The organism is Rhodococcus sp. FG69 (genome assembly GCF_057808915.1).
Genome location: NZ_JBMDIX010000008.1, coordinates 36741 through 58370 on the forward strand (window position 1 = coordinate 36741; position 21630 = coordinate 58370).

16 protein-coding genes are annotated in these 21630 nt (G+C 64.0%); 8 read left to right on the top strand and 8 right to left on the bottom strand.

Going from position 1 to position 21630, the window contains the following annotated elements:
* The 4 genes from hisG to metH all read right to left on the bottom strand — a co-directional run bounded on the left by hisG (position 1) and on the right by metH (position 5463).
* Positions 1-852 carry an ATP phosphoribosyltransferase gene (gene hisG / locus ACODSO_RS08415; RefSeq protein WP_489036410.1) on the bottom strand — a complete coding sequence of 284 codons (852 nt, stop codon included), beginning with the start codon at positions 850-852 and terminating at the stop codon, positions 1-3.
* Positions 853-915: 63 nt separating this feature from the next.
* On the bottom strand, positions 916-1197 hold the full coding sequence (locus ACODSO_RS08420; RefSeq protein WP_156520128.1) for a phosphoribosyl-ATP diphosphatase: 282 nt from the start codon (positions 1195-1197) through the stop codon (positions 916-918).
* Positions 1194-1901: an HAD family hydrolase gene (locus tag ACODSO_RS08425; RefSeq protein WP_489036411.1), complete on the bottom strand. Its 708-nt coding sequence runs from the start codon at positions 1899-1901 to the stop codon at positions 1194-1196. The genes ACODSO_RS08420 and ACODSO_RS08425 overlap by 4 nt, the downstream gene beginning before the upstream one ends.
* Positions 1894-5463: a methionine synthase gene (gene metH, locus ACODSO_RS08430; RefSeq protein WP_489036412.1), complete on the bottom strand. Its 3570-nt coding sequence runs from the start codon at positions 5461-5463 to the stop codon at positions 1894-1896. Before metH ends, ACODSO_RS08425 begins: the two co-directional genes overlap by 8 nt.
* 190 nt (positions 5464-5653) lie before the next feature.
* On the opposite strand from metH, the gene ACODSO_RS08435 reads away from it, so the two are divergent.
* The 8 genes from ACODSO_RS08435 to ACODSO_RS08470 all read left to right on the top strand — a co-directional run bounded on the left by ACODSO_RS08435 (position 5654) and on the right by ACODSO_RS08470 (position 18167).
* The gene (locus ACODSO_RS08435; RefSeq protein ID WP_489036538.1) at positions 5654-6562 is read left to right on the top strand and encodes a PAC2 family protein; all 909 of its coding nucleotides are present in this window, start codon (positions 5654-5656) and stop codon (positions 6560-6562) included.
* Positions 6563-6667: 105 nt separating this feature from the next.
* Positions 6668-7015 (top strand): molybdopterin oxidoreductase, encoded by a 348-nt coding sequence (locus ACODSO_RS08440; RefSeq protein ID WP_489036413.1) that lies wholly within the window; start codon positions 6668-6670, stop codon positions 7013-7015.
* Entirely contained in the window at positions 7015-9504 is a 2490-nt protein-coding gene (gene nirB, locus ACODSO_RS08445) for a nitrite reductase large subunit NirB (RefSeq protein ID WP_489036414.1), read from the top strand. Before ACODSO_RS08440 ends, nirB begins: the two co-directional genes overlap by 1 nt.
* The gene (locus tag ACODSO_RS08450) at positions 9501-9800 is read left to right on the top strand and encodes a Rieske (2Fe-2S) protein (RefSeq protein ID WP_068368589.1); all 300 of its coding nucleotides are present in this window, start codon (positions 9501-9503) and stop codon (positions 9798-9800) included. Before nirB ends, ACODSO_RS08450 begins: the two co-directional genes overlap by 4 nt.
* A gap of 84 nt (positions 9801-9884) precedes the next feature.
* Positions 9885-11381, top strand: coding sequence for a TIGR02677 family protein (locus ACODSO_RS08455; RefSeq protein ID WP_489036539.1), 1497 nt, complete (start codon positions 9885-9887; stop codon positions 11379-11381).
* Positions 11378-12757 carry a TIGR02678 family protein gene (locus tag ACODSO_RS08460; protein WP_489036415.1) on the top strand — a complete coding sequence of 460 codons (1380 nt, stop codon included), beginning with the start codon at positions 11378-11380 and terminating at the stop codon, positions 12755-12757. Before ACODSO_RS08455 ends, ACODSO_RS08460 begins: the two co-directional genes overlap by 4 nt.
* On the top strand, positions 12758-16948 hold the full coding sequence (locus ACODSO_RS08465; RefSeq protein ID WP_489036416.1) for a TIGR02680 family protein: 4191 nt from the start codon (positions 12758-12760) through the stop codon (positions 16946-16948). It begins immediately after the preceding gene.
* Positions 16938-18167 carry a DUF2399 domain-containing protein gene (locus ACODSO_RS08470; protein WP_489036417.1) on the top strand — a complete coding sequence of 410 codons (1230 nt, stop codon included), beginning with the start codon at positions 16938-16940 and terminating at the stop codon, positions 18165-18167. Before ACODSO_RS08465 ends, ACODSO_RS08470 begins: the two co-directional genes overlap by 11 nt.
* Positions 18168-18189: 22 nt before the next feature.
* Here the strand turns inward: ACODSO_RS08470 and mshC are convergent, their stop codons facing one another.
* The 4 genes from mshC to ACODSO_RS08490 form a co-directional block, all read right to left on the bottom strand.
* The gene (mshC, locus tag ACODSO_RS08475; RefSeq protein WP_489036418.1) at positions 18190-19431 is read right to left on the bottom strand and encodes a cysteine--1-D-myo-inosityl 2-amino-2-deoxy-alpha-D-glucopyranoside ligase; all 1242 of its coding nucleotides are present in this window, start codon (positions 19429-19431) and stop codon (positions 18190-18192) included.
* 24 nt (positions 19432-19455) lie between these two features.
* Positions 19456-20241: an SCO1664 family protein gene (locus ACODSO_RS08480; RefSeq protein WP_489036419.1), complete on the bottom strand. Its 786-nt coding sequence runs from the start codon at positions 20239-20241 to the stop codon at positions 19456-19458.
* Between the two features lie 35 nt (positions 20242-20276).
* Positions 20277-20870: a DUF3090 domain-containing protein gene (locus tag ACODSO_RS08485; RefSeq protein ID WP_068368609.1), complete on the bottom strand. Its 594-nt coding sequence runs from the start codon at positions 20868-20870 to the stop codon at positions 20277-20279.
* A gap of 74 nt (positions 20871-20944) precedes the next feature.
* Positions 20945-21625, bottom strand: coding sequence for a histidine phosphatase family protein (locus tag ACODSO_RS08490; RefSeq protein ID WP_489036420.1), 681 nt, complete (start codon positions 21623-21625; stop codon positions 20945-20947).
* Positions 21626-21630: the final 5 nt, after the last annotated feature.

Consider the following 21630-nt stretch of genomic DNA (forward strand, 5'->3'; position numbering starts at 1 on the left):
TCAGAAAGCTCGGCAGGACCTGATGTCCGAAGCCAGAATGGCCTTCGCGCCGAGGTCGGCTAGATCGTCCATCACCGTGTTGTGAACCTTGCGAGACACCATGGCGCGCACCGCGATCCAGTTCTCATCCGCCATCGGGGACAGCGTCGGCGACTCGATGCCGGGAGTGATCTTCACAGCCTCGTCGAGAATGGATTTCGGGCAGTCGTAGTCGAGCATCAGGTACTGCTGCGCGAATACGACGCCCTGCACACGCGCGATCAGCTGCTTGCGAGTCTTGTCGGAGCTGGCGCTTCCGGCGCGCTCGATCAGCACACCCTCGGAGTCGCACAGTGACTCGCCGAAGGCGACCAAGTTGTTCTGTCGGAGCGAGCGACCCGACTCGACGACGTCGGCGATCGCATCCGCCACACCGAGCTGGATAGAGATCTCGACCGCACCGTCCAGACGAATGACGGTCGCTTCCAGCCCGCGGGAGGCGAGGTCTGCCTTGACGAGGTTGGGATACGACGTCGCGATGCGCAGCCCGCCGAGATCGTCAGTGGACCAGTCCTTGCCCTGCGGGGCCGCATAGCGGAATGTCGAACGGCCGAAACCGAGAGAGAGCAACTCGTCGACCGGAGCCCCGGAGTCCAACGCCAGATCGCGTCCCGTGATACCGAGGTCGAGCTGGCCCGACCCGACGTAGATCGCGATGTCCTTCGGGCGTAGGAAGAAGAATTCGACGCCGTTGGCTGGATCGAGGACGGTGAGATCCTTCGAGTCGCTACGTCGCCGGTATCCGGCTTCCTGCAAGATCTCGGCGGAGGATTCGGAGAGGGCGCCCTTGTTGGGAACTGCTACACGCAACATTGCGAGGTCCTTAGGTCAGAAGAAGTACGAGGTCAGAGAGCGTGCCGCTCGAAACGAGAACGCTCACAGATGTCGGTAGACGTCGTCGAGCGTCAGACCGCGCCCCACCATGAGAACCTGAACCCAGTACAGCAACTGCGAAATCTCCTCGGCGAGTGCCTCGTCACCCTCGTGCTCGGCGGCGATCCAGACTTCACCCGCCTCTTCGATGATCTTCTTACCCTGGGCATGCACGCCTGCATCCAACGCAGCAACGGTGCCCGAGCCCTCGGGGCGGGTGACAGCGCGGTCGGTCAGCTCGGCGAACAGGGAGTCGAAGGTCTTCACGGTTAGCGATTCTTTCATGACGAGGTGGCCGAGCGTGCATCGCACCACGCGGACCGCAACTCCTCCGCGCTGATCCCGACGAGCGAATCGCGGAGGACGTATCCGGACTCGGCCGACACTTCGACTTCGGAGGGCACGAGCAGTACCGAGCACCCCGCTCGGAACGCGGCCAGCGAACCAGTCGGGGAATCCTCGACCGCGAGACAGTGCGACGGGTCGAGCCCGAGTAGGGACGCACCCAGGAGGTACGGCGCCGGATGCGGCTTGCCTTCTTCGACCTCGTCACCGCTGACGGTGAAGTCGAAGTACTCACGCCCGATCGTCTCCAGAGCGGTCTCGACGAGTCCACGTTCGGTATTGGTCACCAATGCGGTGCCCAGACCCATCTCACGCGCGAGCGCTAGGGCGTCCTTGGCACCGGGGCGCCACGGGATACCCTCGGAAAACAGCTGCCCGACACGGTCCGTCAACCAGTTGCGGGCCCATCCCAAAGACTGCTCGGTCGCTTCGGTTCCCGTGTGGGCGAACACTTTTCGCAGTGCTCCGTGCATGGAATTGCCGAGTGTGCTCGTTCGAACTTCCGCGGTCAACACTCGACCCAGTTCGAGAGACAGCTCGGCAACCGCGACGTCCCAGATCTTCTCCGAATCCAGCAAGGTTCCGTCCATGTCCCACAGGACGCCCCTCAAATCGGACACATTCGACGCATTGGGTTCAGACATTGAAGTACTTGGCCTCCGGGTGGTGCAGTACGAATGCGTCGGTGGACTGCTCGGGATGCAATTGCAACTCCTCGGACAGTTTGACGCCGATTCGTTCTGGTTCGAGTAGTGCCGCGAGCTTGATGCGATCCTCCAGGTCCGGGCATGCTCCGTACCCGAACGAGTAACGCGCACCTCGATATTCGAGTTTGAAGTATCCCTCCGCGTCCGCGGGATCTTCTGCTGCAACGGTGCGGCCGCCGGTCAATTTCAGTTCCTCGCGAACACGGCGATGCCAATACTCGGCGAGCGCTTCGGTCAGCTGTACACCGATTCCGTGCACTTCGAGGTAGTCGCGATACGCATCGGCCGCGAACAGTTCGTTGGCGAAGTCGGCAATGGGCTGACCCATTGTCACGAGGTTCATCGGCAGCACGTCGACCTGCCCGCTCTCGCGAGCAGACGCACGGGAGCGAACGAAGTCGGCGATGCACAGGAATCGATCTCGCTGCTGACGCGGAAAGGTGAACCTGAACCGCTCGGGAGCATCGGGGGTCGGCTCGGTGAGCACGACGACATCGTCACCTTCGGACACCGCCGGGAAATAGCCGTAGACCAGGGCGGCATGCGCGAGAATTCCGTCGGTACTGAGCCTGTCGAGCCAATAACGGAGTCGGGGCTTGCCTTCCGACTCCACCAGATCCTCGTACGTGGCGCCTTCGCCTTTACGTGCGCCGCGAAGACCCCACTGACCGAGGAACAGTGCCCGCTCGTCGAGCAGCCCCGAATACTCCGCCAACGACACACCCTTGACGATGCGAGTACCCCAGAACGGCGGTACCGGAGTCTCGACGTCCGTGGCGACATCCGACCTCTCCGGAACGACGACCGGAACGGCAGCGGCCTTACGCTGCTCGGCAATCCGCCTCGACCGCTCGTGTCGAGTCTTGCGCTCCTCGGCCTTGGCTCGCGCTTCCAGCGCCTCCGGGCTGTCGGGCGCCGGTCCCCCGCCGCGCTTGGTGGTCATGATCGTGTCCATCAACCGCAGACCTTCGAATGCGTCGCGTGCATAGTGAACATCGCCCTGGTAGACGTCCTGCAGGTCGTTCTCGACGTAGGACCGAGTCAGAGCGGCACCACCCAGCAGCACGGGGAACTGCTCGGCAACGCCCTTGTTGTTGAGTTCGATCAGGTTGTCCTTCATGACCACCGTCGACTTCACCAACAGCCCCGACATACCGATCACATCGGCGCGCTTGTCGATCGCCGCTTCGAGAATGGTCGAGATGGGTTGCTTGATACCGAGATTGACGACCTCGTAGCCGTTGTTGCTGAGGATGATGTCCACGAGGTTCTTGCCGATGTCGTGCACGTCGCCCTTGACGGTGCCCAGAACGATCCGGCCCTTTCCGTCGTCGTCCGTGGCTTCCATATGTGGTTCGAGGTAGGCGACAGCGGCTTTCATGACTTCGGCGGAGGCCAGCACGAACGGCAGCTGCATCTGGCCTGACCCGAACAGCTCGCCGACCGTCTTCATCCCGGACAACAACGTCTCGTTGATGATTTCCAGCGGCGGCTTCTGGTCCATTGCGGCATCGAGATCGTCGTCGAGACCGTTGCGCTCGCCGTCCACTATGCGGCGCTCCAGTCGCTCGAAGAGCGGCAACCGACCGAGTTCCTCTGCCCGAGATTCACGAGCCGACGCCGCCGAGACACCCTCGAAGAGCTGCATGAGCTTCTGCAGCGGGTCGTACCCTTCGGAGCGGCGATCGTAGACCAGATCCAGTGCGGTCTCACGCTGCTCGTCGGGAATCTTGTTCATCGGCAGAATCTTCGACGCGTGCACGATGGCTGTGTCGAGTCCGGCTTCGGTGCATTCGTGCAGGAATACCGAGTTGAGGACCTGTCGGGCGGCCGCGTTCAGTCCGAACGAGATGTTGGACAGACCGAGCGTCGTGTGCACCTTGGGGTACTTCGCCTTGAGCTGACGGATGGCCTCGATCGTCTCGATGCCGTCACGCCGCACCTCTTCCTGTCCGGTCGAGATCGGGAAAGTCAAAGTGTCGACGATGATGTCCTCGTGGCTCAGCCCCCAGTTGGTGGTGATGTCCTCGATGAGTCGGTCGGCGACCCGCACCTTCCACTCGGCGGTACGAGCCTGGCCTTCCTCGTCGATGGTGAGTGCGACGACGGCCGCGCCATGTTCCTTGACCAGCGTCATGATCTTCTGGAAGCGGGAGTCCGGTCCGTCTCCGTCCTCGTAGTTGACCGAGTTGACCGCACTGCGTCCGCCGAGGTGTTCGAGACCAGCCTCCAGGACCGCCGGTTCGGTGGAGTCGAGCATGATCGGCAGCGTCGATGCCGTCGCCAGGCGGCTGGCCAACGCGGCCATGTCGGCTGCCCCGTCGCGGCCGACGTAGTCCACGTTGAGATCGAGCATGTGGGCGCCGTCGCGCGTCTGGTCCTTGGCGATGTCGAGGCACTTCTCGTAGTCCTCGGCGAGCATCGCGTCGCGGAACGCCTTGGATCCGTTGGAGTTGGTCCGCTCGCCGATCATCAGAATGCTGGCATCCTGCTCGAACGGGACAGCGGAGTACAGCGATGCGACCCCGGGCTCGGGAGTCGGAACGCGCGTCGCCTTCGCCGTACCGTGCACGAGATCGGCCACCTGCCGAATGTGCTCGGGAGTGGTGCCGCAGCAGCCTCCGACCAAAGACAGGCCGTATTCCGAGACGAAACCGCCGAGGGCAGTTGCAAGCTCGGGCGCCGTCAATGGATACTCCGCGCCTCGTGGACCCAGCGTCGGCAGGCCGGCGTTGGGCATGACCGAGACGGGGAGTGTCGAATGCTTGGACAGATGCCGTAGGTGCTCGCTCATCTCGGCAGGCCCGGTCGCGCAGTTCAGCCCGATCATGTCGATGCCGAGGGGTTCCAGCGCAGTCAATGCCGCGCCGATTTCGCTGCCCAGGAGCATCGCGCCGGTCGTTTCGACGGTCACATGCGTGATGATCGGAATCCGCACACCCAGTTTGTCCATGGCGTGCTGGCTACCGATGATTGCCGCTTTGACCTGAAGCAGGTCCTGGCAGGTCTCGACGAGGATGGCGTCGGCGCCGCCGTCGATCATCCCGAGAGCAGCCTCGGTATATGCATCACGCAGGACCGCGAACGGTGCGTGTCCGAGGGTCGGCAGCTTGGTACCAGGACCCATCGAGCCGAGAACGAAGCGGCCCATACCGTCGCGTCCAGGGCCCATCTCGTCGGCGGTCTCCCGCGCGAGCCTCGTGCCCTTCTCCGACAGTTCCCGGATTCGATCGGAGATGTCGTAGTCCGCGAGGTTCGGCAGATTGCAGCCGAACGTGTTGGTTTCGACGGCATCGGCACCTGCGTCGAAGTAGGCGCGGTGGATCTCGCGTAGCACGTCGGGGCGCGTGTCGTTGAGGATTTCGTTGCATCCCTCGAGGCCGAGGAAGTCGTCGAGCGTGAGGTTGGCGTCCTGCAGCATCGTTCCCATAGCCCCGTCGCCGATGACAACGCGAGTTTCGATCGCATCGAGCAGACTTGTCTTGTGTAGCGCAGGCATCACTACAGACTAGTGGGCTTCATGCCGTGACCACGACAGCGCCGGCTGGTCGTAGGCTGTCGTGGTGAGTCCCCGAAACCGAGACGGCAATTTTCCCGCCGACAGAGACGACACCGAACACGGCAATTCGGATAGTGCGGCCGAAACCCTGCTGGCCGCGGTGTCCTCGGCTGTGTCGAACGCAACACCGATTCCGTCGGATTCCGAAGTCGACTCCGACGACGATCTCGACGAGGAACTCGAACTACCGTCGCTACGGAATCCCATCCTGGTTGCCGCATTCGAGGGCTGGAACGACGCGGGCGACGCAGCGAGTGGAGCTGTCGAACATCTCGAGTTGATTTGGGATGCGACCCCGCTGGCCGAATTGGATTCCGAGGACTACTACGACTACCAGGTGAATCGTCCGACAATCCGGCAGGTCGACGGCGTCACCCGCGAGATTGCGTGGCCGTCGACCAGGTTGTCGGTGTGTTCACCTCCCGGCAGTGCCCGCGATGTGGTCCTACTGCGCGGGATCGAACCGAATATGAGGTGGCGAAGCTTCTGCGACGACCTTCTCGAGTTCGTCGAGCAGTTGGGTGTGGACACCGTGGTCATCCTCGGCGCCCTGCTGGCCGACACGCCGCACACCCGTCCCGTTCCGGTCACCGGCAGCGCCTACAGCGTCGAGGCAGCCGAGCGCTTCAACCTCGAGCAGACACGGTACGAGGGTCCGACCGGCATCACGGGCGTCCTGCAGGACGAATGTGTCAAAGCGGGCGTCCCGGCGGTGTCGTTCTGGGCAGCTGTTCCGCACTACGTGTCGCAGCCGCCGAATCCCAAGGCGACCGTGGCGTTGCTGCAGCGAGTCGAAGATGTCCTCGACATCGAGGTGCCGCTCGGCGAGCTTCCGTCGCAGGCCGAGGACTGGGAGGAAGCGGTCACCGAGATGACGAAGGAAGACGAGGAGATCAGCGAGTACGTGCGCACCCTCGAGGAACGAGGTGACGCGGAGGTAGACATCTCCGAGGCCATCTCGAAGATCGACGGTGACGCCATCGCAGCAGAGTTCGAGCGCTACCTCCGACGCCGGGGACCAGGCAACTTCGGCCTGTGACTGCACCGGCCGCACAGGGGTTGCTGCGGCTCGGTGAGTTCTTTCTGATCCCCACGTAACGCAGGCGCAGCGGCGGTGTCACCCAGGCACCGCAACCTGGTGTCCATGGCAAGCACACCGCGGTTCCTTCAGGGCGTCTTCCCGTTCACCGGACATGGACTCGGCAAACCCGAGGCGGTGGATTCGTCCACCACGTTCGTCGTGCCTTCGGGATCGATCGCTCAACCGCTGTACTTTCGCGGAGGCAACTCCTCCGACGAGCTGATCGTGGTGTCGCTGCTCAAAGACGGCCAGCCGATGCGCGTGTTCCCCATGGGAGCCAAGAGCGGGGTGAACATTCCTCTTCGCGTGGTCGAGGACGTCGATCCCGACTCGGTGCTCGAGCTCGTCGTCGCGGCACCCGAGGGCACGACGGGCGAGGTCGTCGTCGACTTCGGCTTGGTGTTGATCTGATGAACAGCGATCCCAGAACGCGGCTACTCGTCGTCGGGAACGGGATGGCAGGAGCCCGGACCGTCGAGGAGATTCTCAAGCGCGGTGCCGAGAAATTCGACGTCACCATGATCGGAGACGAGCCGTACGGCAATTACAACCGAATCATGCTCTCGCATGTGCTTGCCGGCGAGTCGGGCGTCGACGACGAGGACCTGCTTCTCAATCCGATGAGCTGGTACCGCGAGAACGGCGTCACCTTGTTCGCCGGGGACCGGGCTGTCGCGCTCGATCGGTTCGCGAAGTCGGTCCGCTGCGAAAGCGGACGCATCGTCGAGTACGACACTCTGATCATTGCCACGGGCAGCAACACGTTCTTCCCCAACATGGACGGGCTACGGGAACCCGACGGTCGCCTGGCCCGCGGAGTGTTCGGATTCCGGACGATTGCAGACACCAACGGAATGCTTCAGATGGCAGCATCCCAGAACGATTTGCGTGCGGTCGTGATCGGTGGCGGGCTGCTCGGGCTGGAGGCTGCGTACGGGCTACGCACCCAGGGACTCGACGTCGACGTCGTGCACTCCCCCGGTCACTTGATGAACCAGCAGTTGGACGAGCGTGGTGGACGCCTGCTGCGCAACAAGATCGAGTCACTCGGCGTCGGTGTGCACACCTCGAAACGAACGACCTCGGTACTTCGAGACGAATCAGGACGCGTCGCCGGCGTCGGGTTCAACGACGACACGTCACTACCTGCAGACATGATCGTCGTGACGGCCGGAATCAGGCCGAACGTCGAGTTCGCACGTGGCGGCGGCCTCGTTATCGAACGCGGAATCGTCGTCGACGACCAGTTGCGCTGCGAGGACGAAGGATCCATCTACGCCGTCGGCGAGTGCTGCCAGCATCGCGGTGAGGTGTACGGGCTGGTGGCGCCACTGTGGGAGCAGGCCGTCGTGCTCGCCGAGCATCTCTCCGGAGCGAATCCTTCCGCCGCATACCACGGTTCACGATTGACGACGAAACTGAAGGTCGCTGGCGTCGACGTCGCGGCGATGGGCGTGAAGGGCCCCGAACGTGACGACGACGAGTTCGTTCAGTTCTACGAACCCAGAAGCGGGACCTACAAGAGCGTGGTGGTCCGGGACGGAAAGCTCATCGGAGCAACGCTTCTCGGCGACATCAGCAAGGCCAACTTCCTGACCCAGGCGTTCGACGAGAAGGTGCCACTACCGGACGAGCGGATCAGCATGCTCTTCGACATGGGGACGCCGACCGCAGCAACAGGTGCAGCCGAACTCGCGGACGACGTCCAGGTGTGCAACTGCAACGGCGTCACCAAGGGCGCGATCGTCGCCTGCGTGCATGCCGGGGCGAAATCGATGGGCGACGTCACCGCGGCGACCCGGGCGGGCAAGGGCTGCGGTTCGTGCAAGGGACTCGTGGCCGACATCCTCGCCTGCGCGGCCGGTGGCGCGCTCGAGACCGATCCAGCAGCAGACTGGTACGTCCCATCCATTCCGTTGTCCAAGCCCGCTCTCATCGATGTCATACGCGAGCGCGATCTTCGTTCGGTGTCGCAGGTGTTCACCGAACTCGCGACCGACGGCAGCGAGGATGTGCCGTCGAAGATGCCGCTCGCGTCGCTGCTACGCACGATCTGGGGGCCCGATTGGGTCGACGAGCGCGGCGCATTGTTCATCAACGACCGCGTGCACGCCAATATTCAGCGCGACGGCACGTTCTCGGTGGTGCCGCAGATGAAAGGTGGCGTCACCACGCCGGGCCAGCTGCGTAAGATCGCGGACGTCGCGGACAAATACAACGTGCCGCTGGTCAAAGTCACCGGCGGGCAGCGCATCGACCTGCTCGGCATCAAGAAGGAAGATCTACCGAAGGTGTGGGGCGATCTCGACATGCCCTCCGGCTTCGCTTACGGCAAGAGCATGCGGACCGTCAAGACCTGTGTCGGAAGCGACTTCTGCCGCTTCGGTCTCGGTGATTCGACAGCGCTCGGTATTGCGCTCGAAGAACGGTTCCAAGGGTTGGAGACGCCGGCGAAGCTCAAGCTCGCAGTGGCCGGATGCCCTCGAAATTGCTCCGAGGCTCTGTGCAAGGACTTCGGTGTCGTGTCGGTCGGCGAAGACAAGTGGGAGATCTATGTAGGCGGGGCCGCAGGGGCCCACATCAGGAAGGGCGATCTGCTGGCGACGGTCGTCGGGGGCGACGAGGTACTTCGGGTCGCGGGGATTTTCATTCAGCACTATCGCGAGAGCGCCCAGTGGCTGGAGCGCACGTACGCCTGGGTCCCCCGAATCGGCTTGGAGGTGCTGCAACGAACGTTGATCGAGGACTCCGAGGGAATCGTGGAAGGACTGGAGCAGCGCATGCAGACCTCCGTAGACGGATACCGGGACCCGTGGCAGGACCGGGTGGAGCAGAAGTCGCCCGCTCAGTTCACTCCGTCGCTGCCGCTGTTGCCGCTGCCTCAGGTGCCGGTCCGATGAGCATTCCGGTCGGTGCACTAGAGGATCTGACGCCGGGCGAGGGCCGCGCGTATGTGGTCGACGGCAAGCAGGTGGCAGTGTTCCTGCTCGCCGACGGAACCGTCCGGGCGATGGATGCCGTCTGCCCGCACAAGGGCGGTCCCCTGGCGGACGGTCAGATCGACGGATCGATCGTGATGTGTCCGCTGCATCAATACACGTTCTCTCTCGATACCGGGGCATGTCCGAGCGGGATCGACTCGGTGCGGACCTACCCTGCAGCCGTCGTCGACGGGAAGGTGACGATCGAGGTGTGATCGCTGCTCGCACAGCTGCATTTTCACTCGTACCCGGTGGGCGCCTACCCTGTTCCAGTGAGCGAATCGGGTGACAACGTACGGCTGGGTGCGGCAGCTGCGTTTCTGCAGGAAGATCGCCTCAAGCTGTTCGCGTTCACCGTCGCCGAAAAGCACAACGAGTACCTCTGGGTGCTGCGGGCCTTCGACATCGCGCGGGCCAACTATGTGGTGCTGCTGCACGCCGCCGATATTGCGGACACGCTGGCCAAGAACGGCCCCGACGAGCTGGAGTTGAGTGCGTCCGAGATTGCCCCCCTGTTAGAACAACTGCATGCATGGGAGCTTCTCGAGCGAAGCTACGACGGATCCCGGGCGGCAACGCTGGCCGAGTATCGAAACCGGCACTTCGTCTATCAGTTCAGCCAGGCGGGGTACAAAGCGTTCCGAGCAGTCGAGGACGTACTCGGTGCGCGACTCGACGACGCATCGCTGTCACGTCTGGTCCTGCCGGAGCTGCTCGCCGACATGCACGAACTCGCCGAGGCCAACCGTCAGGCCGACGGCGACCGTATCTATCGCAAACTCAGCCGGCTCGACTCGACCCTGTCCGAGATGGCGACCCGCGCCGCTCACTTCTACCTGGTGTTGGGTGACCTGGTCCGCACCACGGAAATCACGCCCGAGACGTTCCTCGTCCACAAGGACGCCTTGCTGACGCACATGCGCGAGTTCAGCTCCGATCTGACGCGGTACGCGCCGAAGCTGGCCGACGCGATCGCCGTGGTCGAGTCGACGGGGATATCGGAGCTGATCGAGCGGGCGGCGGTCAGCGACGAGCGAGTGTTCCTGTCGACTGCGGAGCGTGAGGCCGACTGGCGCGCTCGATGGACCGGTCTCTCACACTGGTTCGTCGCCGCCGAGGCGGAGCTCAGCGAATCGGAACGGCTTCGCGAGGGAACGATGAGTGCGATCGCGGCGGTGCTGTCCCTGTTGCGGCGGGTCACCGAAACCCGCAAGGGCGGAGTCTCACGGGAGAGTCAGTTGCGCCACCTTGCGGGTTGGTTCGCGAACACCCCGACCGAAGACAGCGCCCACGCCCTGTTCCACGCCGTGTTCGGACTCGGTCGCCCCCGGCATCTGTCGATGGTGCATCCGGACGCCGACATCATTCCGACCTCACGAACCTGGTGGGAGGCTCCGCCCGTCGAGATCTCACGCACGTTGGCCGAAACAGGTCGAACGCCATCGCCCGGACTACCAGGGAGGCTTCAGCGCAACGACGGTGGAATCCGTCGGCTCCGCGAGCAGCAGTTGCACGCACAGCGCGTCCGTAGTGCCGCCGCGCAATCGTTGGCCACGACAGGTGTCTACGACCGCACGTTGAACGAGCAGGAGACCGAAGTGCTGCTCAGCTTGCTCAATGCCGCTCTGACCGCTCGGGTTCGGGTCAGCGGCCACACGTCGGGATCCACCGGCTCCGACAGCGGCGTGAAGCTGACGCTCAGTGACAGCGACACCTCCACCGTCGTACGGACTTCTCGCGGACGGCTGCACCTGGACCGCCTGCAGCTCGAGGTTGCCGAGGTGACTCGCCGATGAGAGCCCGCGAAATCCCCTCGCTTGCACTCGATTCGTACCAACGTGCCGCCAGAGTTGCACTGGCGAACCACCTGGTGACCTCGACGTATCCCGACCGGATCGCCCTTCCGCTGCTGAGGCGCTGGGCGACCGAACTGCGCGAGGACCTACTCGAACTCTTCGGCTACCGCCTCGAAGTAACCGAGACGACCGCGCGGTTGTTCCCGGTCCTCGACGCCCTCGATCCGACCCAACCTGCGCGTACCGCGACCGATCGCATTTTCGACCGACGACGCTACGCCAATCTTGCATTGGCGTTGGCCGCACTCGGCCGCGCAGGCAACCAGATCACCCTCTCTGAGTTGGCCGACCATGTTGCCGCCGAGGCCGGACAGGTCGACGGTGTCGATCTCGAAGCCGACCGGGCGTCGGACCGCGATGCCTTCGTCGACGCCGTCGGGTGGCTGGCCGCACGCGGTGCGATCTCGCTGGCCGACGGCGACGCGGGTGGTTGGGCCAACAATCCGTCTTCGGGCGAGGCTCTGTACGACATCGAACGGTCCGTGGTCGTTGCCATGTTCAGACCACCCCGAGCTGTCCAGCACCTGCGTTCGGTCACCGGTTTGCTTGTCGGAGCCGAGGCACCTCTCGACGACGAGGAGATCCGTCAGCCGGCGGACCCGAAGGACACGCTCCGAAAAGTACGGCGCGCCTTGATCGAGCGCCCTGTTGTGTACTTCGACGATCTGGATCAGGACGGCCGGACCGCATTGGCCGCCGAGCGGACCGTCACCGACGTCGAACTGTTGACGGGCCTCGTCGCCGAACGGCGTGCCGAGGGGGTCACGTTGATCGACACGTCGGGGCGGCTGTCCGACATACGCTTTCCCAGTACCGGAACCATTGCGCAGGTGGCGCTCCTACTCGCCGGCGAGATTTCCGATCGCGTCGTCGATCCCGACGCTGCGGAGCTCACCCGACATTCGATTCCCGGTGACGGGGATCTGATCGAACGCTTGGACGGTGCAATCCCCGGTGGCGGCATATTCGACGACCTTGCCGAATTCGGGATAGCAGGAACCGGAGTCGACAACGGAATCGGTTCTGTTACATACCCGTTCATCGAGAACAGTTGGCTCCGGGGAACCGTGACCGACTTGGTCGAACGATTCGGACGAACATTTGCCGCTCAGTGGCAAGCGGATCCGGACGGGCTGAGAGAACGAGCGGTGACGATGCTCCACCGACTGCGGCTGGTGAGCATCGTATCCGGCGGAATCATCGTTCTTCCTGCCATCGCTCGCTACCGTGACGTGATGGTCAGCGTGCGAGACCGCGCCCCTCAGAACTCCCTCTTCGACGGCACTTCACCGGACACAGAAACAGAGACGCACTAGATGACCGCACATTCTCAGCGCTTTCGCCCCACTCGAGCCGGGATCATCAATCTCTGGGACTACCGCGATCAGGAATTTTCCTTCGCCGACGGACGTCTCGTGCTGCGTGGTCCGAACGGATCGGGCAAGACCAAGGCGCTGGAGGTACTGTTCCCGTTCGTCCTCGACGGCCGTATCGAGCCGCGACGTCTCAACCCGTTCGCAGGCGAAGAGCGCACGATGAAGTCGAACTTGCTCTACCGCGGTCAGGAGAGCGCTCACTCGTACGTATGGATGGAGTTCGGCCGGGGATCGCGCGAGGATCCAGAATCGGTGACCGTCGGTATCGGCATGCGGGCGAGCAGACAGAACGACAAGGTCACGCGCTGGTATTTCGTCGCGGACGGGCGCGTCGGAGTCGATTTCTCACTGCTCGGGTCCGACGACCGTCCGCTCACCAAGAAACAACTGGCGGATCAACTCGGGACGGATGCACTGACCGACCGCCCGGTGGACTATCGGGCGGCGATCGACGCCCGTATGTTCGGCCTCGGTGCGCAGCGCTACGACCAACTGATCAATCTCATCCTGACCTTGCGCAGACCCCAATTGGCGAAGAACCTCGACCCGAAGGGGTTGTCGCAGGCACTGACCGACGGGTTGCGTCCGCTCGACGAGCAACTGGTGCTCGAGGCTGCACGCTCGTTCAGCGACATGGAAGAAGTGGGACGGGCCTTGGAAGGGCTTGCCCAAGCCGATCAGGCAGCCAAGAACTTCGTCGGGGTGTACTCGAAGTACCTTCGGGTACAGGTCCGCTCGGATGTGGAGCAAGTCTCCCGCAGACTCGAAGCCGTCACGCATGCAACGACGGCACATTTCGCAGCGGCTGCACTGAAGGAGCGGCGGCTGCAGGAGCGCCTGGCCGCGGAAAAGCGGTTCGACGACGCCGAACGGGCACTCGATCAGGCCGTGGCCGACCGCGAGACACTGCAGCGCTCGAGTGCCTACGAGGGCAAACAGCAGCTCGATGATCTAGCGGAATCGGCTGCGAAGCTGAAGGTCTCGGCGGCCCAGCAATCCGAACGCGCGCGAGGCGCACAGTCCGATCTCGAAAAGCGTGCCACCGAATCAGCCCGCGCCGATTCAGCGCTCGCGGACGCGGTCGCTGCACTCAACCGGGCGGAGGACGACCTACAGACGGCGGCGGAGGATGCCGGAATCGCGTGGGCGTCGATGCCTGCGAGCGCACGAACCGACCAGTTCAGCACAGCGCTGAGAGGGCACGCCGAAGAACGCGACGGCGATGTTCGCGCGGTGCGCGACGCTCTCGGGACGGTGGAGAAGGCGTCCACCGAACGCGCCCGTGCGGACAAGAGTGCGGCCCGCGCGCGCGAACTCCTGGAGGCGTCTCGCGCCTCGGTCATCGAGGCCGAAGCCTCCGTGGAACTTGCACGCGCGCAATACAGTTCGGCTCTGCGGTCGTGGAGGTCCGAGAACTCGGCTCGCTACCTGGCCGCGGGTGTCACCGCAGCAGCGTTCGAGGCTCTGGACGCTGCGGTGCCGCACATCGGCGAAGACGATGCGCCGAGCCTCGACGCCGTCCTCGCCGACGCGTCGGCCGAAGGACTGGAGACCGTCCGCAGTCGACGCACCCAGGCAGGTGTCACCGCGTCCGCCCTGGCCGAAGAATTGGCCGCTATGCGCTCCGAACGCGACCTCGTCAGTGCCCAGCACGACGACGCTCCCCCGCCGTTCGCTGCACGAACTTCCACCCGTGACGATCGGGACGGCGCGCCACTGTGGAAACTGGTCCGATTCGTCGACGGTGTCGATCCATCCGAAGCGGCGGGCATCGAATCCGCTCTCCACGCAGCCAATCTCCTCGACGGCTGGATATCACCGACGGACGTTCCCGAGTCCATGCTGTCCGAGCAATACCTCGTTCCCGCGCCAGAGGATGCACGCCCGACCGGCCGGACCCTGTCCGACGTTCTCGATCCCGAACCGGGAACCGGGGTGCCCGAATCCCTGGTCCGCGACGTGCTGGCTTCGATCGCGTTGGGACCCGCCGAGGACGCGGTAACCTCGATCGGCGTCGACGGTCGATTCTGGCAAGGAGTCCAGCGTGGGCGTCACGTCAAACCCGATGCCGAGTACATCGGCGCGACCGCCCGTGCACGCCGCCGTGCGGCCCGTATCGCCGAACTGGATGCCTCCATCGAATCGACGGAAGCGTCGGCGACTGCGGCACGCGAAGAAGAACGCGCAGCGGCGGAGTTGCTTCGAGGTCTTGCTGCGGCGGCCAAACAGCTGCCGAGGGCGTCCGCAATCATCAAGGCGCAAAAAGCTGTCACCGAGTCCGCCGGAGCGTTGCGGACGTCTCAAGCGGGTGCAACGGCGGCCTCGAGCGAACTCGACCAGGCGATCGCAGAGCTGTCCGCGAAGGAGAAGCATCTGCGGACCACCGCGGTCGCCCACCGCACGCCGCATTCGGCGCGAGAGATCGACTCGCTCGCGGCCGCTATCCGGCACTTCCAGAACCAGGGTGAGCTCGTCCTTCGTCGACGAGGCGAGCATGTGCGCGAGGCCGAACGTCGCCGCGAAGCGCTCAACCGGTTGGAGGAGACGACCGGGCTCGCCGAGGAGCTGGCCGAGGAAGCGGCGATAGCCGAGGAGAACTATCTACAGCAGGTGAAGCGTCTGGAGATCTTGAGCGACAAGCTCGGCTCCACCGCCGAGCAGATCAACGCCGATCTCGAGAAGGCCCGCGAGAAGATCGAGGCGAGCAAGGTCGAGCAGCGAGCAGCCCGTAAGGCGGACAAGGAAGCCGGTGAAGCCATCGGCAAAGCCGAGGGCGCGTGCAACACGGCACAGGAGGGCCTGCGCGCTGCACTCACCGAGGGCATCGGCGACGCCGCCCGTTTGGCGCCGTACGCGCGCCGGGATCTCCTCACCATCCTCGGTGTGCCCACGGTCCACTCCGAAGGCTCCGACGTGTATTCCTGGCCGTCGAGCGAGTCGGCGTGGCTCAGCGTCGAACAAATCCTGTACCGCATTCAGAACGCGACATCTCCCGACGAGGAGATCGAGGTGCTACCCCCGGCGGTGCATCGGCTGCATGCGGCTTTGGACGAAGCCACGAGTTCGGTCAAGGCGAGCGAGTCGTATCGCAAGAGCACACGAACGGCTCTGACGAGTGCGCTGCAGGAGTTCGACTCACAACTCGCGTCATCGGGGCAGGATTACCGATTGCAGTGGGATGCGCCCGACGGCCTGACAGTCGTGCGGGTTCAGGACGAACAGGGTTATTCGTCGATCGGCGAGTTCGCGGATCGGATCGGTGAAGCACGCTCCAACCAGGAGACACTGCTGACCGAACACGAACGCCGCATCCTCGAGGACGCGTTGCTCACCGGATTGGCTCAGCAGATCCACGAACGCACTGTCGACGCACGCGAGCTCATTGCGCAGATGGCATCGGAGATGAAGCAGCGAAAGATGTCCTCGGGCAACACCATCGGGGTTCACTGGGTACTCGCGGACAACCTCGAGGAGGGTGCTCGTGAGGTCTCGAAATTGCTCGACCGCGACGCGTCCTCGCTCGGAGCCGACGACCTCGCGTCCATGCGCGCGCATTTCGCGTCGGAGATTCGTATCGCGCGCGCCGCGCACCCCGAACGGTCGTATCCGGAGATCTTGGCGTCGACGTTGGACTACCGCCGTTGGCGGGTCTTTTCGTTCAACCTCATCAGTGGTGACGGCACCGAGGATCGTCTGACCGTGGCCAGGCACAGTGCGCTCTCGGGCGGCGAACAATCGGTCTCACTGCACCTCCCACTCTTCGCGGCCGCGCACGTGATGCTGTCCTCGGCTGATCCACACTCCCCTCGCCTGCTTGCCCTCGACGAAGCGTTCGCGGGCGTCGACGACAACGGACGAAGTGAGTTGCTCGGGCTCAGTGTGCAGTTCGACCTCGATCTGTTCATGACCGGCTACGACCTGTGGATCACGTACTCCGACGTGCCAGGATGCGCACACTACGATCTCGCGCATTCCACGGCAGAGAACACGGTCAGTGCGGCATTGTTGGTGTGGGAGAACGGCGAGCTGTTCGCCGAGCACGACGGCACCGACCTAGCGGCCGCGTTGGGCTCGCCGCTCACCAGACGGGTGCCGACCCGAGCAGAAGGTGGTCTCGAATTTGTCCGATGACCGTACGGCCGGCTGGCGTGGCACCGCCGAGCTCGACGCGCTCCTGGCAGCTGCTCGCAAGAAGGTGGAGTCCAACTGGCTGAAGGTCGGCGGAAACATCACCGTTCACCTCGGTGATCCCCCGGAACTGTGGCGACTGTGCAGCGCGATCTCGCGATCCAATGCGGGCCTGCACAGCCGCGCGAAGTCCACCCGACTCGATCTGGTGCGGTTCGACGAGTGGCTCGCGCATCCGCTCAATGGTGGGCTGGGTCTGCTCGACACCCTCGACGCCGATTCCCCGCTTCAGGACAAAAAGCGTCTGGCGGCTGACAAGGCCGAGGTCAAGGCCAGTGCCCTCGCCGAGGCGCGAACGCTTCTCGCTGACGGCACCCACGGCGACTGGGCGGATAGATGGCTGTCGTCCCTGCTCAACCAAGACGGGACACTGGGCGGTCGCGTCGCGGTCGACTCGCTACGAACGGCCGCCCGCGTACTTGCCGTTCTTCCCGTCGACGGACTCTCGCTCACCGAGCTCGCCGAACTGGCAGTCGGTGACACCAAGGCCCTCTCCTCGGGCGGCGCACCCAAATTGGTACTCGACGCATTGTCGCTTCGTGAGGGAGTACCACGCCCTGCCGACCCGGTCGGTATCCGGTTGCTATGGGAAACCGCGGGAGTGTCGGTGGACGCTCTCTCGAGCCGCGTCGTCGTTCTCCGCTACCGTGTCGCGGAAGACCACGTCGTGGGTAGGTGGCTGAACGAGGCAGCGGCGGAGGGGATACCCTTCCCACTCACGCTCGACATGATCGGACGAGGAGCGCTCACCAACTCCGCCGACACAATCTTCGTGTGCGAGAACATCGCCGTCGTCGCAGCGGCTGCCCGCACGTCGATTGCCGGCTCGGCGAGCATCGTCTGCACGGACGGCCAGCCCTCGGCAGCGGTACACAAGCTACTGTCAGGCCTGAGGCCGGGGACAGAAGTGTACTGGCGCAACGACTTCGACTGGGCTGGACTGCACATGACCTCGCGTGCGATCGCGCGCTACGGCGCGAAGCCATGGCGCATGGACTGCGAGTCGTACCTCCACGCTCTCGACGCACGAAACTCCGAGCCGCTCAAAGGGTTTCCGACGGCGAGTCCCTGGGATCCAGCTCTCGCCGTCGCCATGCACGAGTCCGGCCGCCCGGTGATGGAGGAACGCTCGATCCCGGACCTGCTGCGCGACCTGACCTAGAATCTCAGCCTGACTTGGAACTTCAGCGCAGCGGAATGCCGAGCAATGCGTCGACCGCATCGGCGAACGCACCGGGTGCAGCGTTGTCCGAACCCCCGCGCTCCACCGCGAAACTGGCCCACGCATCGAGTGCATCGAGTGCTTTCGGGGTGTCGAGATCATCGGCGAGGTGCTGCCGCAGGCGCATGATCACATCGTCCGCATTGGTAGCCGAATCGAGACCAGCTGCAGCACGCCACAACTCCAGCCGCGTGTGCGCGCGCTCGAGAACCTCGTCGGTCCACGCCCGGTCCTGGCGATAATGCCCGGACAGCAAACCGAGTCGGACGGCCGACGGGTCTACTCCTGCAGCCCGTAGCTTCGAGACGAACACCAGATTCCCGCGACTCTTCGACATCTTCTCGCCGTCGAGACCGATCATTCCCGTGTGTACGTAGTGCCGCGCGAACCGCTCACCACCCGTTGCCGCTTCTGCGTGTGCGGCGGAGAACTCGTGGTGCGGGAAAATAAGGTCACTTCCACCGCCCTGAATATCGAAGCCGGTGCCGATACGGTTCAGTGCGATCGCGGCACATTCGACGTGCCAGCCGGGTCGGCCGGCTCCGAACGGAGAGGGCCACGACGGCTCACCCTCGCGTTCGGTACGCCACAACAACGCATCGAGCGAATCACGCTTGCCTGCCCTGTCCGGATCCCCTCCGCGTTCGGCGAAGAACTTGTCCATCGTCGCCCGGTCGTATCCGGATTCGTAGCCGAACGCCGCGTTGGCGTCGGCCCGAAAATAGACATCGGGGAACTCGGCATCGTCGACGACGTACGCGGCACCGGACGCAATCAGCTTCTCCACCAATTCGATGACCTCGTCGACGGATTCGACGGCACCGATGTAGTCGCGCGGGGGAAGAATCCGGAGCGCTTCCATATCCTCCCGGAACAGTTGAATCTCGCGGTTGCCGAGGGTGATCCAGCTCTCGCCGTCTCTGTTCGCGCGTTCGAACAGCGGGTCGTCCACGTCGGTCACGTTCTGGACGTAGTGCACATCGTGTCCGGCGTCACGCCACAAGCGGTTGACCAGATCGAAGGTGAGGTAAGTGGCTGCATGGCCGAGGTGAGTAGCGTCGTACGGCGTTATTCCGCAGACGTACATCTTCGCTTCGGCGCCGGGCGTGACGGGCCTGACTTGGCGATCAGCGGTGTCGTACAACCGAAGCGGGGGTCCCTGACCAGGGATCGACGGAACGGTTGTATCGGACCAGGAATGCATGCACTCGAGCCTATCCGAGAGGTATCAGAAGGCGGGCCACGGTATAGGCCTATTGGAACGCGGCTGCGGCATGACGGGGTTCTGCACGAGCGCGCGTGCACGTGCGAGCAAAGCGTCCGTCTCCGATTCGGTGATGTGGCCTCGCACGCGTGGCTCCACCCGATCGGCGAACGACTCGACGAAATCGGCGATGTCTGCCATCAGAGCGTCATCGACGGCTGTACCTGCCCAACCCCACAGGACGGTCCGTAGTTTGTCGTCGTGGTGCAGACAGATGCCGTGATCGACTCCGTAGACGTACCCGTCGAGGCCTTCGAGGGCGTGGCCACCTTTGCGGTCCGCGTTGTTGAGAAGAATGTCGAGAACGGCCATGCGCTGCAGTCGTGGGTCGTCGGCGTGAATGAGGGCGACTTCCTGGCCCTCACCGTCGTACGCCTCCAACACCGGGATCCACCCGGACGGAACGAGGTCCGGTCGACAGATGTCGACGAGATCCACCCGATCGCCGTGCTCACCGTGCCGCTCCGGTGTGTCGATCCACCGCTGCACCATGCCTGGACCGAACGGGCCGTCCCGCAGAATCGTCGTCGGTATGACGTCCCATCCCAGCGCGTTGGATATCTCGTACGATGCCACTTCGCGGCCCGCCAGCGTCCCGTCCGGGAAATCCCAGAGCGGCACCTCTCCCCTGACGGGCTTGTAGACGCATCGGACCGGCGCGTCGTTCTCGCCGGCCGCTGCCTCACATACCAACGTCGCATTGCTTGCGGACACCACTCGACCGACCACCGTGAGGTCGCCTGTCTCCATCGCGTGCCGCCCCTCGAACAGCGGCCGGCCTTCGGTCAAAGCTCGTCGCCGAGTTCGGCCGCCGACCCGAAGGTCGCATCACGCCGGTAGCCGTTGGTGCGTATGCAGATGTGACCGTCCTGGGTGAGCGGTTGGCCGCACAACGGGCACGGCGCGCGTCCGGCTGCGATGACCCGCTCCGAACGCAGAGCGAACTCTCGTGCCTGAATCGGGGTCAGGAACACCCGAACCGCGTCGGGACCCTCCTCGGTGTCGTCGAGGACGACGGACTCGTCGATTTCCGACTCGCTCACCGCCAACAATTCCACAACCACTGCACCTGCATCGGCGTCCCAACCGAGCCCCATGGTGCCGACCCTGAATTCGGTGTCGATCGGGGTCAGCAGAGGACTGGTGTCGCCCACCTCGGTCTCCTCGGGAGGAACATCCGCGCCGAACCGACGATGGACTTCCTCCAACAGCAGACCCATCCTGTCGGCGAGAACCTGCACCTGCTGTTTCTCGAGAGCCACCGACACCACACGGGCATCGTGGACCGCCTGGAGGAAGAACGATCGGTCGCCCGGCTCGCCCACAGTTCCCGCGACAAATCGATCAGGGGTGCGGAAAACATGTATTGCGCGTGGCATTGCACCTCCTGCATTTCGTTTTCGAGGACCCTCCGCTTCGGGCCCTCGAAGTTCCATTATCCGCTATGTCGGCGCTACGTCCCGGAACCTCCGCCCGGGACGGCGTCGGACTCGGCTTTAGCCGGCGCCGCCACCAATCCCGACAGGTCCAGTCCCATGTCGTTGGTACGTACTACGAACGGCCTGGTGGTGGTGTATCTGATCACACTGATCGACGCCGGGTCCGCCACGATTCGCTGAAATGAATCCAGATGACATCCGACGGCGTCGGCAACGATCGACTTGATGACGTCTCCGTGCGAACACGCAACCCACAGCACATCGCGTCCGTACTCCGCGGCAAGTCGAGCATCATGCTCACGGACTGCCGACACCGCCCTCGCCTGTACTGCCGCCAATCCCTCGCCGCCAGGAAACACTGCGGCCGAAGGGTGTTGCTGGACAACCTTCCACAACGGCTCCGCAAGAAGTTCCTTGATGGTTCGGCCAGTCCACGATCCGTAGTCGACTTCGACCAGTCGGTCGTCGACGACCGGAGTCAATCCCCGCCGTTCGGACAACGGCAGAACCGTCTGCTCGCATCGCTGCAGGGGCGAACGCACAACTTCTTCGATCGGCAGCGAACCCAGACGATCGGCGACGTGCGCTGCCTGCTCGCGTCCCTTGTCATCCAGCTCGACACCGAGCGACCGCCCCGCCAATGTTCCTGCTGTGTTCGAAGTCGAGCGGCCGTGCCGCAGCAAGATCACCGTCATGACAC

Coding starts and splice junctions, on each gene's coding strand:
- hisG (WP_489036410.1), bottom strand. CDS start 852: ATGTTGCGTGTAGCAGTTCCCAACAAGGGCGCCCTCTCCGAATCCTCC.
- ACODSO_RS08420 (WP_156520128.1), bottom strand. CDS start 1,197: ATGAAAGAATCGCTAACCGTGAAGACCTTCGACTCCCTGTTCGCCGAG.
- ACODSO_RS08425 (WP_489036411.1), bottom strand. CDS start 1,901: ATGTCTGAACCCAATGCGTCGAATGTGTCCGATTTGAGGGGCGTCCTG.
- metH (WP_489036412.1), bottom strand. CDS start 5,463: ATGCCTGCGCTACACAAGACAAGTCTGCTCGATGCGATCGAAACTCGC.
- ACODSO_RS08440 (WP_489036413.1), top strand. CDS start 6,668: ATGGCAAGCACACCGCGGTTCCTTCAGGGCGTCTTCCCGTTCACCGGA.
- nirB (WP_489036414.1), top strand. CDS start 7,015: ATGAACAGCGATCCCAGAACGCGGCTACTCGTCGTCGGGAACGGGATG.
- ACODSO_RS08450 (WP_068368589.1), top strand. CDS start 9,501: ATGAGCATTCCGGTCGGTGCACTAGAGGATCTGACGCCGGGCGAGGGC.
- ACODSO_RS08460 (WP_489036415.1), top strand. CDS start 11,378: ATGAGAGCCCGCGAAATCCCCTCGCTTGCACTCGATTCGTACCAACGT.
- ACODSO_RS08465 (WP_489036416.1), top strand. CDS start 12,758: ATGACCGCACATTCTCAGCGCTTTCGCCCCACTCGAGCCGGGATCATC.
- mshC (WP_489036418.1), bottom strand. CDS start 19,431: ATGCATTCCTGGTCCGATACAACCGTTCCGTCGATCCCTGGTCAGGGA.
- ACODSO_RS08480 (WP_489036419.1), bottom strand. CDS start 20,241: ATGGAGACAGGCGACCTCACGGTGGTCGGTCGAGTGGTGTCCGCAAGC.
- ACODSO_RS08485 (WP_068368609.1), bottom strand. CDS start 20,870: ATGCCACGCGCAATACATGTTTTCCGCACCCCTGATCGATTTGTCGCG.
- ACODSO_RS08490 (WP_489036420.1), bottom strand. CDS start 21,625: ATGACGGTGATCTTGCTGCGGCACGGCCGCTCGACTTCGAACACAGCA.